The sequence below is a fragment of the Paracoccus kondratievae genome, from assembly GCF_009301415.1.
GTDB lineage: Bacteria > Pseudomonadota > Alphaproteobacteria > Rhodobacterales > Rhodobacteraceae > Paracoccus > Paracoccus kondratievae.
The window spans coordinates 1,196,947-1,214,576 of record NZ_CP045073.1; the positions used below are offsets into that span (position 1 = coordinate 1,196,947).

At 59.1% G+C, this 17,630-nt stretch carries 17 protein-coding genes and 4 pseudogenes; 17 read left to right on the plus strand and 4 right to left on the minus strand.

Annotated features, from left to right (window positions below; translation table 11 throughout):
- Positions 1-149: 149 nt before the first annotated feature.
- The gene (locus tag F8A10_RS17280; protein WP_152368007.1) at positions 150-1,127 is read right to left on the minus strand and encodes an AraC family transcriptional regulator; all 978 of its coding nucleotides are present in this window, start codon (positions 1,125-1,127) and stop codon (positions 150-152) included.
- Positions 1,128-1,207: 80 nt separating this feature from the next.
- Between F8A10_RS17280 and F8A10_RS17285 the strand changes: the two genes are divergently transcribed.
- From F8A10_RS17285 to F8A10_RS21235, 5 genes are all read left to right on the plus strand, one after another.
- A complete protein-coding gene (locus tag F8A10_RS17285; protein ID WP_227493471.1) occupies positions 1,208-2,422 on the plus strand; it encodes an MFS transporter in 1,215 nt (404 codons plus the stop codon).
- 338 nt (positions 2,423-2,760) lie between these two features.
- A complete protein-coding gene (locus F8A10_RS17290; protein ID WP_264675570.1) occupies positions 2,761-3,198 on the plus strand; it encodes a MerR family transcriptional regulator in 438 nt (145 codons plus the stop codon).
- Positions 3,107-3,460, plus strand: coding sequence for an MFS transporter (locus tag F8A10_RS21955; RefSeq protein WP_152368009.1), 354 nt, complete (start codon positions 3,107-3,109; stop codon positions 3,458-3,460). Before F8A10_RS17290 ends, F8A10_RS21955 begins: the two co-directional genes overlap by 92 nt.
- A 174-nt stretch (positions 3,461-3,634) precedes the next feature.
- A complete protein-coding gene (locus tag F8A10_RS17300; protein ID WP_152368010.1) occupies positions 3,635-4,420 on the plus strand; it encodes a hypothetical protein in 786 nt (261 codons plus the stop codon).
- Positions 4,398-4,589, plus strand: coding sequence for a beta-N-acetylhexosaminidase family protein (locus F8A10_RS21235; protein ID WP_193668250.1), 192 nt, complete (start codon positions 4,398-4,400; stop codon positions 4,587-4,589). The genes F8A10_RS17300 and F8A10_RS21235 overlap by 23 nt, the downstream gene beginning before the upstream one ends.
- 46 nt (positions 4,590-4,635) lie before the next feature.
- Here F8A10_RS21235 and F8A10_RS17305 read toward each other — a convergent pair.
- Positions 4,636-5,360 (minus strand): annotated as a pseudogene (locus tag F8A10_RS17305) (IS5 family transposase).
- A 100-nt stretch (positions 5,361-5,460) separates the two neighbouring features.
- Positions 5,461-6,559: pseudogene (locus F8A10_RS17310) on the minus strand (IS630 family transposase).
- 118 nt (positions 6,560-6,677) lie between these two features.
- Between F8A10_RS17310 and F8A10_RS21555 the strand changes: the two are divergent.
- The 8 genes and pseudogenes from F8A10_RS21555 to F8A10_RS17345 all read left to right on the plus strand — a co-directional run.
- Positions 6,678-6,791, plus strand: a pseudogene (locus tag F8A10_RS21555) (IS5/IS1182 family transposase); the annotation flags it as partial.
- Between the two features lie 761 nt (positions 6,792-7,552).
- Positions 7,553-7,834: a PAAR domain-containing protein gene (locus F8A10_RS21240; protein WP_227493472.1), complete on the plus strand. Its 282-nt coding sequence runs from the start codon at positions 7,553-7,555 to the stop codon at positions 7,832-7,834.
- Positions 7,800-8,057: a PAAR-like domain-containing protein gene (locus F8A10_RS21960; protein WP_406611718.1), complete on the plus strand. Its 258-nt coding sequence runs from the start codon at positions 7,800-7,802 to the stop codon at positions 8,055-8,057. The genes F8A10_RS21240 and F8A10_RS21960 overlap by 35 nt, the downstream gene beginning before the upstream one ends.
- Positions 7,940-8,230: a type II toxin-antitoxin system ParD family antitoxin gene (locus F8A10_RS21565; protein ID WP_227493536.1), complete on the plus strand. Its 291-nt coding sequence runs from the start codon at positions 7,940-7,942 to the stop codon at positions 8,228-8,230. The genes F8A10_RS21960 and F8A10_RS21565 overlap by 118 nt, the downstream gene beginning before the upstream one ends.
- A gap of 96 nt (positions 8,231-8,326) precedes the next feature.
- A pseudogene (locus tag F8A10_RS17330) lies at positions 8,327-8,692 on the plus strand (HsdM family class I SAM-dependent methyltransferase); the annotation flags it as partial.
- A gap of 538 nt (positions 8,693-9,230) precedes the next feature.
- Positions 9,231-9,677 (plus strand): (2Fe-2S)-binding protein, encoded by a 447-nt coding sequence (locus tag F8A10_RS17335; RefSeq protein WP_010394754.1) that lies wholly within the window; start codon positions 9,231-9,233, stop codon positions 9,675-9,677.
- A 21-nt stretch (positions 9,678-9,698) separates the two neighbouring features.
- Positions 9,699-11,918: a xanthine dehydrogenase family protein molybdopterin-binding subunit gene (locus F8A10_RS17340; RefSeq protein WP_217809593.1), complete on the plus strand. Its 2,220-nt coding sequence runs from the start codon at positions 9,699-9,701 to the stop codon at positions 11,916-11,918.
- 110 nt (positions 11,919-12,028) lie between these two features.
- On the plus strand, positions 12,029-12,931 hold the full coding sequence (locus F8A10_RS17345; protein WP_152368012.1) for an XdhC family protein: 903 nt from the start codon (positions 12,029-12,031) through the stop codon (positions 12,929-12,931).
- Between the two features lie 280 nt (positions 12,932-13,211).
- Here F8A10_RS17345 and F8A10_RS21250 read toward each other — a convergent pair whose 3' ends face one another.
- Positions 13,212-13,715, minus strand: a complete 504-nt coding sequence (locus tag F8A10_RS21250) for a hypothetical protein (protein WP_193668345.1) — start codon at positions 13,713-13,715, stop codon at positions 13,212-13,214.
- On the opposite strand from F8A10_RS21250, the gene F8A10_RS17355 reads away from it, so the two are divergent.
- From F8A10_RS17355 to F8A10_RS17370, 4 genes are all read left to right on the plus strand, one after another.
- A complete protein-coding gene (locus tag F8A10_RS17355; RefSeq protein ID WP_085502073.1) occupies positions 13,620-14,540 on the plus strand; it encodes a LysR family transcriptional regulator in 921 nt (306 codons plus the stop codon). The two genes, F8A10_RS21250 and F8A10_RS17355, sit on opposite strands and share 96 nt — an antisense overlap.
- Before the next feature lie 268 nt (positions 14,541-14,808).
- On the plus strand, positions 14,809-15,951 hold the full coding sequence (locus F8A10_RS17360; protein WP_152368013.1) for a transporter substrate-binding domain-containing protein: 1,143 nt from the start codon (positions 14,809-14,811) through the stop codon (positions 15,949-15,951).
- Positions 15,948-16,592, plus strand: coding sequence for an ANTAR domain-containing response regulator (locus tag F8A10_RS17365; protein WP_010394743.1), 645 nt, complete (start codon positions 15,948-15,950; stop codon positions 16,590-16,592). Before F8A10_RS17360 ends, F8A10_RS17365 begins: the two co-directional genes overlap by 4 nt.
- A gap of 185 nt (positions 16,593-16,777) precedes the next feature.
- Positions 16,778-17,623, plus strand: coding sequence for a nitrilase family protein (locus F8A10_RS17370; RefSeq protein WP_152368014.1), 846 nt, complete (start codon positions 16,778-16,780; stop codon positions 17,621-17,623).
- Positions 17,624-17,630 lie beyond the last annotated feature (7 nt).

Sequence of the window (17,630 nt, forward strand, 5' to 3'; positions counted from 1 at the left end):
CTCTTACGCAACCCATACGACAGACTCGGAGTAGATCGCGTCGGCCCCGTGCTTCTGGAAGGCGCGATATGAAGAGTGTGGCCGGTCGCCCAACCGGGATACTGCTTTTTGATGTCCGGCATCCACCAACACGACAGAACGGGCCCAGTCTAGGATTTGGTCTCTGCCGTCAGCTCACGCCGTCGGGCGCCCGGCGAAACGCCTATCACGCGTTTGAAGGCGCGGGTAAAAGCGGCTTGTGACCCATAACCAAGCCGAAAGGCGACATCCGCCACCGAACTGCCCTCTTGTCCTAACCACTGCGCCGCGATCCGCATTCTAAGGTCGGTCAGATAGCGAAGCGGACTAACCCCCACGATCTCCGCAAACCGCTCGGAAAAGACTGAACGCGACACGCCCATCAGGTCCGCCATCATCGGCACATCCCAATTTCGACCGGGTTCCTTGTGAAGCTCGACCAGAACCCTGGCGAGTCGCGGATCGCGAAGCGCCGTAATCACGCCGGATGCCTGATCGCAACCGCACTCAATCCAGCCCCGGACGATCAGGGCGGCGACCACATCCGCAAGCCGCGCAAGGACGCCGGCAGAACCCGGACGATCCTGCGCCATCTCGGTTTCCATAGCCGCCAGAATGCCGTGCATACCGGATTGACTTTCCAGCAGCGACCCGACCGACATCGCATGTGGCATCTGCGCGACCAACGGATGCATGGTCACCAGATCAAGCTCCATTGCGCCAGTCAGGATAGTCGTATCCTTGGTCCGGCAGCTGGCCGCATCGCAGGCCTGAATCTCGTAAAAGGCGCGACAAAGGGTTTCCGGCGTGAACCTGCCAAAATCTCGCGCGGCGATCCTTGGTGCCGATAACAGTTGATGCGGATGACCGCGAGGGATCAGCACCGCATCGCCCACCTTCATTACGCGAGGGGCACTGTCGGGCAGCATCAAAAGGGCTTCGCCTTGGCCGATAAAGTGAAATCTCGGGCCATCGTCCACCCGGAAGTTCACGCCGAAAGGTGGCGACAGACGAAGTCTCCAGTAACGTGCACCACGCAGGCGCATGCCAAGCAGGACCTCGCTAACAGCGTCACCAATTTTCGTCGCTTCGGCGTTTCGATCAAGCATGAAGGATAAACTGGCATAGTTTGACTGGCCTGTCGAGCCATATTCCTTCTCTCAACGCTGGGAACACAAGGAGCCGTCCTATGGCCACCGATACGATGCAGAGCGATCTGGATCTCATTGCACTGCCGATAGAAAGTGAAATATCTGACCGACCCGCATGGGGCGCGGTCTTGTCCATGTCGCTTGGCGTTTTTGCCTTGGTGACAGCCGAATTCCTGCCTGCCAGTCTGCTAACCCCATTGGCGGCAGGGTTGCAAATCAGCAAGGGTGCGGCCGGTCAGGCGGTGACAGCGACCGCATTGGTCGGGTTGATCACCAGTCTTCTGATCTCGCTTATCATCCGTGACATCAACCGACGTTGGGTGCTGATTGGTCTCTCCGTGCTGCTGATCCTGTCGAACCTTGTCGTCGCGACTGCCCCCGGCCTTGGTATGCTGCTGCTTGGCCGTATCCTGATGGGCATCGCACTTGGTGGCTTCTGGAGCCTTTCTGTGGGGGTGGTGATGCGACTGGTGCCGGAAGCAGCTATTCCCCGCGCGCTGGCAATCATGTTTATGGGCGTGTCCGCCGCAACTGTCTTCGCAGTCCCGGTCGGCAGTTATCTTGGCGGGATGATCGGCTGGCGCGGGGTCTTTTTTGCAGCAACCGGTCTCGCGGCCCTGTCCCTCCTCGTCCAGACGTTGACGCTTCCCTCGCTGCCCGTGCAAAGCGCCGCAAGGACGGCCTCGCTTCTCGACGTGCTACGACGCCCCGGGATCGCGATCGGAATGTTTTCCGTGCTGCTGGTTTTCGGAGGACACTTTACCTTTTTCACCTATCTTCGCCCCTTTCTAGAGAGCATCACGGGGCTCGGCGTCGACGGTGTTACTGCGGTTCTCTTTGGCTTTGGCCTTGCCAATTTTGCCGGAACCTATCTTGTCGCATATCTGATCGAACGCTCGCTTCGCCTGACTATGATCGTGCTTCCGTTGTCGATGGCCATCCTTGCCCTCATCCTGACCAGCTTCGGAGGCTTGGCCTCTTTCGATGCCGTGCTGGTCGCTATCTGGGGACTTCTTTTTGCCGGCGTTCCTGTGGCATCGTCGACATGGATCACGCGCTCACTGCCCGACGATGCGGAAGCCGGTGGCAGCCTGATCGTCGCCGCAATCAACTTCGCCATTGCGACAGGAGCTGGTTTGGGCGGAGCTCTGCTGGAAGCGACCGGACCCAGAAGTGTTTTCCTGGCCAGCGGCATAATTCTTGCTGTCGCAGCATCGGTAATCGCTCGCCGTGTCCGTGAAGTCAGAGCTTGATGGGGGCGGTAGAAAGGACGGATTGCCGTCGGCCGCAGCCCAACTTGCAAATCGCGGCGCAACGTCAAACCGGTCGTTCGGCAACCGTCGGGGTGGCCACGATCGCTGAGTGGCTGTAGGATATTCCGAGCCCTGAGCGGACGGTCAAGTCGTTTGCAGATTGGCTCAAGCCGTTCGCTCCCGCAGCAACGGCTTAGCGCCCAAACCAAAGGTGGGGTTCAAGCGTTAATGCAAACTTATTCACCCTAAATCACTTGACATTGACACTAATGTTAAGGTGCTGCGGCAACGTGGAAAGGGGTCGAAATAAAGATCAAAGAGGCTGCTGAAAGGCTCGGATCACGGAGCGCATGTTGCGCCATTACGAAAAGGCGGGCCTCATGGATGCTCGTCGCTCGGAGAATGGCTATCGCAGCTACAGCAAAGCCGACCTGCGCCGGGCGGGACGCATCCGCGATCTCATTGCGACGGGCTTTGCCACACGCGAGGTCCGCGCCATGGCGGCCTGCCTCTCCGACGAGGGCGCAGGACCGTGCGAGGGAGGTATTCCGCAATTGCTGGAGAAGCTGGAGCATATCGACCGGCTCCGAGCCGATCTTGACGCACGGCGGGAAGCGGTCCTCGGCCGCCTTGCCATGTTCCGGGAGTCCCTTTCGATCCATCACGAAAGGAAAGACCCGCACCATGCTTCGACTGACATTTCTCTTTCTGATCGCCTTCCTCGTGGGGGCGGACGAATTTCTCTTGGGGCCGATCCTCTCGCCGATAGGCGCTGATCTTTCGGTCCCGCCCGAGCGCATCGCGCTATTCATCACGGCCTATAGTCTGCCACTGGCGATCATGGCCCCGATCCTTGGCGGCATTTCCGGCCGATATGGGCGGCTCGCCGTTCTTGTCCCCTCAACGCTCGTGTTCGGCCTTGCGTCTATTGCCACATCTTTCGTCCCTAGTTTGATGTTTCGAATTTTTTCTGGTAATTTCATGGTCAAGGCGAGGCAAGTGATTGATGCCATTGCCAGTCGCATAAATCTGAACTGAGGGCCAAAAGAATGGGAGGGATGTGTGCTGACGGGACTGTAATTTTCAATGGCGAAGAGAGTGAAGATGGCCGCGGCGAGATTGTAATTCCTGATGCCGATCCGGAGTTTTTTTAACTGCATTCTATCGGCTGAACCTATTTTCACAAACATTGAACCCCCTTTCTACGAATGGATGGATATAGACGAATTTCTTTTCGGAAATTATGGTAAGGATTGGCTGTATGGTCAGTTGGCATTTCCCGCAGCGTCAGGCTTACCAGGTCCTATCGCGAAAGAGAATTTTTCATTTGCCTTGGAACATGCTCTGGATGAGATATCTTTAGTTCTCAACAGTGTTCCGCCGGCCTACGCACTTCTGAAAATGGTGTTTAACCTCGCCTTTGGAAGTGATGAATTCGAAACAAATTTGCGCGAGTGTTTATCTAGGCAACCCCAGCTTATGGAGGGAGTAAAAGAGAGCGTTTTGGAGCTTAGAGAGCAGCTTCAAGATGAAGCCCCTTCGGCTGTGCTGGAAACCGGTCAGAGGATGCTTGGCGGCTTCTTGGTCAGTTACGTTGTGCACGGCGGGAGATACGGGAAACAGATTCTTGAAGGGAAGTCGCGATCTTACAGGTTGACAGAGGCGACAGTAAATATATTCTACAATATTATTATGGCCTCGCTAGGCGCAGCTATTCGATGCGTTTGGGAAAAGACGATTCTTGTGGATCGACTTTATCTTAGAGATGACTATCAGGTCCGTATTAAGTCAGTTGAACACCCTACTATTGTCCAGATGTTGATTACGGCGATCACAGACACATCGGAAGGCGTTGATGGTATATTTTCGGATAGTGAGAAACTGTTCGAGTTGATGAATGCAGCTGGCCTTTGTTATTTCGATGACCTTGTCGAGTTGGTGACCTTTAGGGCTCTACTTGAAGGAATGAGGGACGGTGGAACGGGAGCTTTGCGATGAACTGGAAAGGCTTCTTGGGGTTTTTGAGGGATTTTTTGATACATGTTGTCATGACGATGTTGCTGTCCTCGGCACTTTTTTTACTGATATTCGGAACCTGGTACTCGGCACTGGCATTTTTCTTGGTGGCCATGGTTTTTGGATATTTATTTATCAAGTAAATCAATAATAAAATCAGCAACATAAACCAGGCCAGGCTCAGGACTCGTTCTGGCTCATAGCCAGAACAAGACGATCGCGGCGAGCACGATCGCAGAGAAGAAGGTTTCGGGGCACCGGTCGTATCGGGTGGCGACGCGCCGCCAGTCCTTGAGCCTGCCGAACATGGTCTCGATGCGGTTGCACTGTTTGTAGCGCCGCTTGTCGTATTTTACCGCCTTCTTGCGGGACTTCCGGCCGGGAATGCAGACCTTTATCCCCTTGTCTTTCAAGGCATCTCTGAACCAATCGGCGTCATAGAGCCTCTGTCGGCCAGTAGCCACCCCGCCTTCGGCAGGCTGCCCAGCAGCGCCACCGCGCCCGTGTAGTCGCTGACTTGGCCCGCCGACATGAAGAACCCGATCGGCCGCCCCTTGGCATCGGCAACGGCGTGCAGTTTGGTATTCATCCCACCCTTGGTGCGCCCGATTTGGCGCCCGCGCCCCCTTTTTGACGCACAGGCTCGATGCCGTGCGGTGGGCCTTGAGACAGGTTGCGTCGATCATGATCGTCTTGTGTTCGGCGCGTTCGGTGGCCAGACCCACCATGATCCGGGCGAAGACCTCATTGTCGCTCCAACGCTTCCACCGGTTGTAGAGGGTCTTTGCCGGGCTGTATTCCTTTGGCGCGTCGCACCATCGCAAGCATTGCGATTGATGGAGATTATGCCGCTGAGGACGCGACGGTCATCGACGCGTGGCTTGCCATGGCTCTTGGGAAAGAAAGGCCCCAGACGTTCCATCTGGGCGTCGGTCAGCCAGTAAAGGTTACAGGTCTCCTTGCAGAGCCTGAATCACGCCAAACGTCTGAAATCAATAGGTCCTGATTCTAATCACCTGAATCTAGAGTTCGGCACATAGATTTTTCTGTGTTTTCTGGGAGAAGCGTTTGACGGATGCGAGGATTTCGTCGGCAGATTTGACCCATCGATAGGGCTTGGGGTTTTCGTTGTGCGCGTCTATGAAGGCGGCGATATCGGCCTCCAGGTCTGCGGTGGAGCGGTGGACACCCCGTTGCAGTTGCTTGCGCGTCAGTTCCGCGAACCAGCGCTCCACCTGGTTGATCCAACTCGCCGAGGTGGGTGTGAAATGCACATGCCAATGCGGGCGCCGGGCGAGCCAGGCCTTGATTTTGGATGTCTTGTGGGTGGCGTAGTTGTCCATCACCAGATACACATCCCGTCCTTGCGGCAAGGTTGCATCGATCCGCTTCAGGAAGTCTAGGAACTCGGTCGCCCGGTGCCGCTTGTAGCATTTGCCGATCACCGCCCCTGTGGCGATATCGAGTGCTGCAAGCAGCGAGGTCGTGCCGTGGCGGATATAGATAGCTATGGGTTCTCCGCTCGGCGACACCCGGCGCCATCGGCAACACCGGCTGTTCCCGATCCAGCGCCTGAATCTGGGATTTTTCGTCCACGCACAGCACGATGGCCCGGTTCGGCGGGGCCATGTAAAGGCCGACGATATCCTGCACCTTGTCGACGAACAGCGGATCGGTGGAAAGCTTGAAGGTCTCACTGCAATGTGGCTGCAGGCCGAAGGCGGCCCAGATCCGGCGGATCGTGGTGTGCGACAGGCCCGTCACCGCGGCCATCGAGCGGATCGACCAATGGGTGGCGTCCTTCGGCGTGGTGTTCAGCGTCCGTTCGATGACCTCGGCCACCTGGTCGTCCGATACTGTGCGGGGCCGGCCGGGACGATATTCGTCGGTCAATCCCTCGATCCGGTCCCTGACGAACCGTCTGCGCCACTTGCCGACGGTATGCTCATGCACTCCGGGCCGCGCGCCGACCTCCTTGCTTTGCAGCCCTTCCGCGCAGAGCAGAACCATCCGGCACCGGGCCGACAGCGACCGCGTGGCCTGGTGACGCCGGACATGCGCCTCGAGAAAGTCGCGTTCATCGGCACTCAGAACCACCTCGTCCGCTACTCGACCAACCATATCATCCCTCCGAAATCGGAGGGGTCAATGATATGAACTACAGTTCCAGATGACTAGAATCAGGACCTATTAATTTGGCTTGAGATGTGATTCGAGGTCTTTGCTGAAAGAGGCCGTGATGAGGGATTTGGTTCTGCTGAGCGAGCGCCAGATGGTGCGAATATCGCCGTTCTTTCCGCTTTCGCATGGCATGCCGAGAGTGGATGATCGCCGGGTGGTGAGCGGCATCGTCGGTGGGTCGATCACATATTATGCGGGGCTGGACCGAATGGAGGAAATCAAGGAAATCCTGATTGATCGCTTCCACTCTGGCGACATGACGGACGCACAATTCCGCGAGGTCTTCGGTCAAGACCTCCGCCCGGAAGATGTGAAAAAATATTGGGAGATGTAGCAATGAGAATGACGACAGTTCAGGCGATGTGGGTATTCATGATCGCATGCGTAGTGCTCATGTTCCTTGCATCGCGCTTCTTTCACTTCTTCTCGGTATGGGGTCTGGTTTCTACCCTAATCATCTTCATCGGTCTTCGCTACATCATCAGGCGTCATGTTGTCATTGTGGGCAAGAAAGACTAAATGTGCGCGGTTCAAAACCAACCGTATCGATGATTGGGGAAAAATCGAAATCTATCTCAAAAAACGGGGCTGATTAGGCTCAGGGTCCATTGATTTCAGGCGTTTGGCATCCAACATCCACACTGACTCTTCTTTTTTCTTATGGTAAGGTGACTGATGACCAACTCCGCGACATCTTTGGGGATCGCATTGATCTTGCCTTGATGAAAAAAATACTGGGAGCTTTGAGGGTGCGCTTTCCGATATATGTATCACGCACGGATTTTATATTTTTGGGTGCCGTATGTGGTGGGATTGGATTTTCCGTTTCGGCTGTGATTTTCGGATATCTATCACTTCTGCATATAATCAGTGGGTTGGCCATATTATGGTTAATCATATATTTAGCGCCCAAACTGTTCAGAGTGGTTTCAGATGATGACCGGTAAACCCTCCACGCGCCTTGGCGATATCGGTTCCGGCCATGGCTGCCATTTCCCGCCAACACCGGGCATCGAGGCTTCGCCGGATGTGAACATCGACGGGATTGCGGCTTTGCGTCAGGGCGATGCCTACGGCCCGCATGGCTGCCCGAGCTGTCCGGCCCCGGCGCATCCGCACGTCTTGTCGGGCGGTTCCGGCTCGGTGTTCATCAACGGCAGGCCTGCCGGTCGGGTGGGTGATGCGGTCACACACCAGCCACGTCCACGGCGATGAGCCGGGCGTGGGCAAGGGTATCAAGTCCGGCACCGTCGGCGGCATCAGCGAGCCGATCACCCACGCCGCACAGGTCCGCGCCGAGGGCAGTCACGTTATCGCCAAATTTATCAGCGATCAGCCGCAGGCCGGCCGCATAGCTCGGCCTGCGAAGTGGTGCCCGCCGGTCTGCGTCTGCTGGAAGAACATGAGGCCAGGTCGAGGGCGTTGGAAGCGGCCCTGAAGGACGTATTGGTCGTAGACTACGTCGACAGTGCCGTGCCCGTTCTCATCGGCAAGCATCGCCCGAAAAGACGGGCATCACCCGATCATCTTCATGCAATGCGGTCCGGTGCACCATCAGGTGAGTGCCAAATTACAGGCTGCCGAAAGCGGCATTCACTACCGGGCCCGTGAGCGTCATACAAGACTTCGATTGCCAGAGGCTCTCGCCATGACCAGCCTAATCACCACCATCGACACGTTCGACTGTATGCAGCCGAAGAAGACGGTTTGGGCGATCTCTACGAGGGCTTACTGGAACGCACCACGTCTGAGCGAAAGTCTAAGGCGGGTCAGTATTTCACCCCGCGTCCGTTGATCGAAGCCATCATCCACTTGATGAAGCCCAAGGTTGGCGAGGTCATCCAAGACCCTGCGGCGGGCACCGGAGGCTTTCTGATTGCCGCCCACCGCGCCATCATGCGCGACACCGACGACCTAACGACCGTTCCCAAGGACGTCACCTTTGCCCAGCGAAATGGAAAGTACCAGGGCGCGGAACTGATTACCGGCACGCATCGGCTGAATACGATGAATTTGCTGCTGCATGGCATTGACCAGCCGATCGACCCAATTGATGTGCTGACCTCTGACGCCAAGAAATTCGATCCGGCCGATCTGATCCTGACCAACCCGCCGTTCGACAAGTTCCCCGAAAGCGTGGCGCGCGATGATTTCGTTATCACCGCAGAGGCCAGAAACCATGCGATTTTCCGCTCGGAACACACAGGTCATCGACGCGGGGTTTGCCATGGGACTTGGGAAAGCTGGGCTTCAGATGCGCCATCTGCTCGTCGGTGTGCCAGGAACATCGCACCCGCCATCGCTTCATTTTCATGCGGAGAGGCTATGAATTATTTTAAAATCAATTAGTTGTGTGGAATGATCCAATGGGACCGGAGGACAACTCTGTCCCACCATCACGCTGGACGAAGATGTATCCCGATCATTCATGAGAATGTGAGATGCCCCCTATAGACCGGGGCGGCCTGTTGTGCTGTCCTTATCCGTGATAGGCTGACCGTATTCCAGTAGCCCGTAGCCGGGCGGCCTGACCTCTGGAAGCCGGGCCGGAGTGAAACTGATGGCAGCGACGGGCATCCCCCCGTACCACTTTCAGGCTGAGGAGCTACCCATGGATCTGACAATCAACGGCACCAAGCACCAAATTGATATCGAACCCGAAACCCCGCTGCTTTGGGTGCTGCGCGATGAACTGGGTATGACCGGAACCAAATACGGCTGCGGAGTTGCGCAATGCGGAGCCTGCACTGTCTTGGTTGACGGAGTCGCCACCCGGTCCTGTGTGACCACGGTGGACAGCGTGGTGGGGGCGCAGATCACGACGATCGAAGCCATCGAAGAGGACCCGATCGGCCAGAAGGTGGTGCAAGCCTGGGTCGCCCATCAGGTCCCGCAATGTGGTTATTGTCAGTCGGGACAGGTGATGGCTGCGACGGCGCTGCTTAAGGAAACACCCCAGCCCGGAGATGAGGACATTGCGTCGGCAATGGTCAACCTGTGCCGTTGTGGCACCTATAACGCCATAATCGCCGCTGTGCGTGATGCGGCTCAGGCGTAATGGGGCAGAAAAATGAATGACATGTTCATCAAGTCCCGCGAGATCGGCAAACCGTTCAAACTGTCGCGTCGTGGTTTCATCGGCGCTTCATTAGGGGCGCTGGCACTGGGGGTGGTCGTGCCGGCGGGGCGTGCCCGTGCGCAGGCGGCGCAGGCTGTTGTGCCGGGTACACGCGTATCCGCCTTTATCGAAATTCGTCCTGACAGCACCGTGCTGTTCCGCAGCGCCTTCATCGAAGGCGGGCAGGGGATCTTTACCGCCATGGCGCAGATCGTGGGCGAGGAACTGGACGTTGATCCGGCCAACTTTACCGTTGAGGGTGCGCCTCCGGGTCCTGACTATCTGCTGATCGGCGGTGCACGCTTTACCGGCGGCAGCATGTCGGTCCGTATGAGCTATGATGCCATGCGCAAGCTGGGTGCCTCGGCCCGCATGATGCTGATGCAGGCCGCGGCGACGCAGCTTGATGTGCCGGTTGCCGAACTGTCGACAGAGCCGGGGCGTGTGCTGCATGCAAAGTCCGGGCGCAGCATTCCATATGGTGAACTGGTGGACGCGGCTGCCGGGTTGCCGGTGCCCGAAGAGGTCGCTTTGCGTGACAGCGCCGACTTTCGCTGGATCGGAAAACCGGTCGGGCGGCTGGATGCGCATGACAAATCGACAGGCAAGGCGCAATATTCCATCGACCTTAAGGTCGATGGGATGCTGTATGCCGCCGTGCAGCACAGCCCGCATCTGGGGGGCGAGCCGGACAGCTTACAAAACGAAGCCGAGGTAGCCGGTATGCCGGGCGTCCATTCGGTTCACCGGCTGCCCGGCGCGGTCGCGGTGGTTGCCAACAGCTGGTGGCGGGCCCGGATGGCGGTCGAGGCGTTGCAGGTGACCTGGACCGAGCCGGCACCCGATGTTTCCCGTGCCATGCCGGCCGATTTCTCGACCGAGGCACATCTGGCTGCGCTGAAGGCCGCGCCCGGCGACGGCATCGCTTTTGAAGAGGAAGGGGACGTTTCCGCCGCACTTGCCGGTGCTGCGAAGGTGGTCGAGGCCAGCTATGACGCGCCCTATCTGGCGCATGGTCAGCTGGAACCGCCCTCGGCGCTGGTGCGCTGGAACGAAGATGGCACGCTGGAGCTTTGGGCCCCGAATCAGGCGCCCGAGATGTTCCAGGCTCATGCTGCAAAGGTGGCTGACATCGAGCCCGGGCAGGTCATTGTTCATTCGCCCCTGCTTGGCGGCTTTTTCGGACGCCATTTTCTTTATGAAACCGCCAACCCCTTTCCGCAGGCGATACTGCTGTCGAAAGCTGTTGGCCGGCCAATCAAGCTGATCTGGAGCCGCGAGGAAGAGTTCTTGCGTGACGCCCTTCGTCCCATGTCCGCTGTCCGCTTTCGTGCCGGGCTGGATGCTGACGGGCTTCCTGTTGCGCTACATGCGGTGTCCGCGGGCGAGGGACCGGCTGGCCGCTGGTTCGGGCGTGATCCGGACAAGGTCGACAGTACCGCTGTCGAGGGGATTGCCGGCAAGGTCTATGCGATCAAGAACCGTCGCGTCGGGCATATCCATGTAGATGATCCGGCGATCATCGGCTTCTGGCGCTCGGTCGGGCATTCCATGAATGATTTCTTTTATGAAACCTTCTTCGACGAAATGGCCGATGTCGGGGGGCATGATCCCTATGAGTTGCGCCACCGTCTGCTGGCCGACAGTCCGCGTCACAGAAACCTGCTTGAAGCGGTTGCCGAACTGGCAGGCGGCTGGAAGCGCGGACCCTTTGAGGCCGAGGATGGCAGCCGCCGCGCCCGGGGTGTCGCCATGGCCTCGCCTTTCGGCAGTGAGGTGGCGACTATCGCCGAAGTGTCGATCCAGCAGGGCCAGATCGTTGTGCATGACATCTGGGTGGCCATTGATCCGGGCAGCATCGTCAACCCGGCAATCATCGAAGCTCAGGTGAATTCGGCGGTTGCGCTGGGGCTGTCCTCTGCCTTGCTGGAAGAGGTGGTCTATGTTGACGGTGTTCCACAGGCGCGCAATTACGACGGCTATCCGATCCTGACGCCGGATCAGATGCCGCGCGTCCATGTCCGCATCGTGGAAAGCGGCGCCCCCATGGGCGGTATCGGCGAACCCGGGGTGCCGGGCGTGCCGCCAGCTGTGGCGAACGCGGTGTCGACCCTGACCGGGCGTCGTGTGCGCAGCCTGCCACTGTCGAAGTTCAGTCTGGAGGAGGGCGGCGCAACCTGAAGCTGGCTGTGGCGTAACGGCAGGGCATCGGTACCTGCCGTTAGTCGCCCGATCAGGCAACCGAGTTTCGCGCGGGGCATGAGTTGAACGGGACGGAGATTCTTAGCGTATTGCCAACACCTGTCCGGGTGCTTGAAAGCGATGATCCGGCAGAGCTGTTGCGTTTCGCAGTGACCAGCTTTGCCCGGGGTCCGGTTGCGGTTGCGACCCTGACCGGCATTCGCGGCAGTGCGGCGCGAAGGCTGGGGTCGCATGTCGTCATCGCGGCGGATGGTGGCTATGCGGGGTTTGTCTCGGGCGGCTGTGTCGAGGCCGCAGTCGCGGCCGAGGCTTTGCTTGCCATGGCAGAGGGGCATGACCGGACAGCCGTCTTTGGCGAGGGGTCTCCGTTTTTCGACATTGTCCTGCCCTGCGGCGGTGGAATTACCATCGCCATCCATGTGCTGCGCGATGTCGGTGCCATCGAGCATACCCTTCATAACCTCGCTGCGCGTCGGCCTGCGGCATTGTGCTATGATCCGCAACAGCAGGCGTTGCGCTGTGCGCCGGTGCCAGAACGGCCGGGATGGGACAACGGCGGCTTTCTTTCGGTCTATCATCCGGTGACGAGGATGGTGATCTCGGGTCGCTCGATCGAGGCGCAGAAGCTGGCGCAGCTTGCCGCCTGCGCGGGGTATGACACTCTGGCGCTGGGTCCCTCACTTGTGGCGGATGACATCGGGGAACTGGCCGATGCCTATACGGCCTTTGCCGTTCTGTACCATGATCTGGACGCCGAACTGCCCGTGCTGCACAGGGCATTGCAGTCACCCGCCTTTTACATCGGGGCGCTGGGCAGCATGAGGACCCATCGCGCGCGCGTCGAACGTTTACGGGGTATGGGGATCCCTGAGACCGATATTGCCCGGGTCAAGGCCCCCATCGGCATGTTCGGCCCGACAAGGGACGCGTCCTCGCTTGCAATTTCGGTGCTGGCTGACGTTGCGGCTGCACGGTTGGCAGCCTTTGCCTGAGGCTGGTGGGTGGTATTTCCGGGTCGTCCGGGAGCTTCGGCCTGCTGCGATACTATCGGCACCCGCGCTGACAGAACCCCACAGCTTGGACTCTCACTCATTGATTCCCTTGGGGGCGAATATGATCGAGCCCGCCTTCTGCAAGAATGCCTGTCTTGGTGTTCCGGGCGGGTCGGTCCTTCGATGCGAAAGGCAGGTCGCGCGTCTGCTACTTTGTGACAAATGGAAACGGCCATGCCCAAAGGCATGGCCGCTTTGCGTACAAACGGAACAGGTGTCGTTATTTGTCGCCGGCGCGGCTTACGGTATAGAGCCCCGCCACATTGTTGCCGGACACCAGATTAAGGACGCCCGTGCCTTTCTGTGCGGTGATGAAGGCGGCGCGGCTGGCGCGTTCTTCACCCAGTTTTTCGCTGGCAATCTGCGCCAGCTCGTTGGTGGTGAACTGGCTTGCGTCCAGTCCCAGCAGGTCCGCCTGCATCTGGCGGCCCGGATTGATTTCCGACGCCAGGGCGGGCACGGCAAAGCTTGCTGCAACGGCGGCGATAACAAGTTTATTCAGCATTTCAACTTCTCCTTGGATCCGGCGGCGGCTGTGTTTCGCCCCGGTATGAAGCCAATATGAACATTGCATTTCCGCGTTAAACTGGCCAAAAATGACAACTGATGTGCAAAACTGAGTGGAACTATGCGCCTGAACCTCTGGAGTGAAATCCGCACCGCTGCTCAGGTGGCGCGTTTGGGCCGGGTCAGTGCCGCAGCCGAGGTGCTGGGGATGCATCATTCCTCTGTCATCAGGCATATCGACACGCTTGAGGCCGAGCTGGGCGTCAAGCTGTTCCAGCGCCATTCGCGCGGCTATACACCGACCGAAGCGGGCGAGGAGCTGCTGCAAACCGCCAGCGCGGTGGACGAGCAATTCACCCAGATGCTGGGGCGGATCGAAACCGCGCGAAATCAGGTCTCAGGACGGCTGGTGCTGACGGCGGTGCCCAGCCTTGACCCGCTGATCGTACCGATGCTGGGCCGATTCCTGTGCGACCACCCGCTGGTGCAGGTCACCTATGATTCGGATGAGCGCACCTTTGAGCTGTCGCGGGGCGAGGCGCATGTGGCGCTGCGGGCCGGTCCGCGTCCTTCAGCACAGGACAGCGTGGTCACGCCGCTGTTTGACTACCCACATGCGCTTTACGCGGCGCCGTCCTATATCGCCCGGCATGGTCGCCCGGAAACGCTGGCAGATCTGGCCGCGCATCATCTGATCGTGGGCGAGGATCGTTTCGCCCGCGCGCCATTTTATCAATGGCTGTTCAGCCGCGTCCCGGATGAGGCGTTTGTCCTGCGCACCCCGCAAAGCTCTGTGGCCTATCGCGCGGTCGAACAGGGGCTGGGCATCGGCTTTCTCAGCCCGCTGACCGCCTCGCCCGAGCTGGTTGAGCTGTTCCCCGGCATCTGCCCACCGGAATGGCGGACGCAGATCTGGGTGGTGACGCATGTGGACCTGCACCGCAGTTCCAAAGTGCAAAGCCTGACCCGTTTCATCCATGACCAGGCACGCGGCTGGCGCGCATCGCTGGCGTTGCGTGACAAGGCATCGGGGAAGGTCTGATTTCCAATACGACCGCCTGCGGCCCGGCGTCGGTGGCCGGAAAGTAAAGCTTGCGTCCCGGGCGGTTATCGAAGCCACGATGATGATCGTCCCGTCCTTTGGCATATCCGTCACCTCGGGCGAATAAAACATTGCGCCTGTATTGACCCCAAAGCCGGGCCGCCATTTCTGATCGGGAAGCTCTTCGATGCTGTCGTTCTCGCTCAGGCATTGTTTTTACGCATTGATGCATGCAAAGTCCGGGAATCTGACATTCAGGTCCATCTGCATGAGCCATATTCCCACCGCCTCTGAGGGCTGGCGTATAGGTGTGCTGTTTTCGCGCAGCGGGCTTAGCGCGCTGACCGAAAGCGAGCATCTGCGCGGCACGACCCTGGCCATCGAAGAGATCAACAAGGGCGGCGGCGTGCGCGGCCTGCCCCTTGTCCCCGTTCTGCGCGACCCACAATCAAGCCCGACGACCTATCGCCAGATGGCACGGCAGCTGATCGTGGATGAAGGGGTCACGATCATCTTTGGCTGCTCGCATTCGGCCTCGCGCAAGGCGGTGCTTCCGCTGGTCGAGCGGCATGATGCATTGTTGTTCTACCCCTCGGTCTATGAGGGGTTCGAGTATTCGGAAAACGTGATCTATGCGGGCGCCACGCTGAACCAATGCGCCTTTGCTCTGGCCGACTTCCTGATCCGCCGTTACGGCAAGCGCATCGGTTTTGTCGGGGCGGACTATATTTTCCCGCGCGAATCAAACCGCACCATGCGCGACATCCTTGAAAGCAAGGGGGCCAAGGTCGCGGGCGAGGTTTATGCACCGCTTGAAGCCTCATCCTCCGAGGTCGCAGAACTGATGGGCCATATCCGCAGTTGGCAGGCCGATGCGGTGTTCAGTACCGTGATCGGTGGCCCGGCCCGTCAACTGTACCGCATGTATGCCGAGGCGGGCTTTGACACGCAACAGCGCCCCATCGCCAGCCTGACCATGGCCGAAACCGAAATCAACGAGATCGGGCCCGAATACTGTCACGGCCATGTGCTGTCGGCCAGCTATTTCCAGACGCTGCCCTCTGACCAGAACCAGCTGTTCGTTGCGGCCTACAAAGACAGGTTCGGGGCCGAAGCGACAACCAGCGTTTGGTCCCAGACGGCATATCTGCAGGTATACCTGCTGGCGCATGCACTTGAACGTGCAGGCAGTCTCGAGCCGTCGGCGCTTGCCCCCCACCTGCTGGGGCAAAACCTGCTGGCACCCGAAGGCCCGGTTTGTGTCGATCAGGAAAACCGGCATCTGTGGCTGACACCGCGCATCGGCATCATGCGCCGGGACGGGCTGTTCGACGTCGCGTGGCAGGCTGACAGCCCGGTCCGTCCCGACCCCTATCTGGCAACTGCTCGCTTTGATGAGGTCTGGGTTTGACGGGCGCACCAGTTGATCGCAGCCGGCGCCCTGCCGCGCGCCGCCTCCTGGACGATCTGCGTCAGGCCAGGGTGCTGGTCCTGCATCCACACGACGAAGACAGGGCGGTCCTGACCGAACATCTCAAGCGACTTGGCTGCGCGGTAACGGCCCTGTGGCCTCTGCCCGCCGCGCTGCCGCCTGAAACCGACACGATATTCGTGCAGGTCGACGATCTGCCCGGAGAGGCACTGCCCGCGCTGCTGCAGGATCGCACGCCAGCCATCATCGCTATCATGACCTATGAGACGCCGACCGCGCTGCAAGCCATCACCGATCTGAACGCCCATGGCGTGATTTCAAAGCCGCTGCGGCCGTTCGGCATTCTCGCCCAGTTCGTGCTGGCCCGCTATCGCCGGGGCTATGAGGGGCGGCTGACAGGCAAGATCCAGAAGCTGGAAGAGACGATGAAAAGCCGCCGCCTCGTTGATCGCGCGGTCAAACTGATGGCCGAGCTGCGCGGTATTCCGGATGATGAGGCCTATCGTCTTTTACGTGATCAGGCGACGGCCAGGCGGACCTCGCTGACCTCGATCGCCGAAGGTTTGCTTGCCGCCGAAGCAACGCTGCGCAGCATCGGCCTGACGATTGCCGAAAAATAGCCCTGCCTTTTGCGAACCTGGGTCGATTGCCATTTCTCGTTGACATTTGAACTGAGCTTGGCAGAGTTGTCCGCGAGCAAGGTTGCTCTGTCGGCAGGATTGCCGAACTGAAATCGAGGCTAGGTAGCCCATGGCATGCGGATCTTTCCCGCGTCCATGGGCTTTTTTCATTTCTGGAGGGCGCCTTGACGCACAAGGTCCAAGAGAAGCAAACGGTTGCCGTCGCTTGCCTGCAATTCGAACCCCGCTTTGGCGAGGTCGAGGCCAATCTGGCCGCCATCGACCGGCTGGCCAGAGAGGCTGCGGCAAAGGGGGCCAAGATCCTTGTCCTGCCCGAACTGGCGGACACCGGCTATGTGTTTGAGGCAGCCGATGAATTGCAGCAACTGGCCGCACCCATTCCCCAAGGACGCCCATCACAGGCGCTGATCGCACTGGCGGCTGAGCTGGGCGTCTACATAGCGGCCGGGCTATGCGAAAAAGCCGGGGATACCTTCTACAACTCGGCGATATTCTGCGGGCCAGAGGGGTATCTGGGCACATTCCGCAAATTGCATCTGTGGAACAAGGAAAAGCTGTTTTTCCGGTCCGGCGATCTGGGGCTGCCTGTATTCGACACGGTCTATGGCAAGGTTGGCGTGGCGATCTGTTATGATGGCTGGTTCCCGGAAACCTTCCGGGGATTGGTCGCTGCGGGTGCCGAACTGATCTGCGTGCCGACCAACTGGGTTCCCATTCCAGACCAACCCGCCGGTGCCGAACCGATGGCCAATATCCTTCACAAAGCGGCCGCCCATTCGAACGGTGTCGCCATCGCCTGTGCCGATCGCGTGGGCATTGAACGTGGCCAGCCCTTTCTGGGATGCAGCCTGATCGTCGGGCCACGCGGCTGGCCTCTTGCCGGTCCTGCATCCCCTACCAACCCCGAGATCCTGATCGCCGATGTCATGTTCGGAGACCTGGAAAACCAGCGACGCGTCAGTGAACGCAATAACGTCTGGGAAGACCGGCGCACCGATCTTTATAACTGATCGCTTG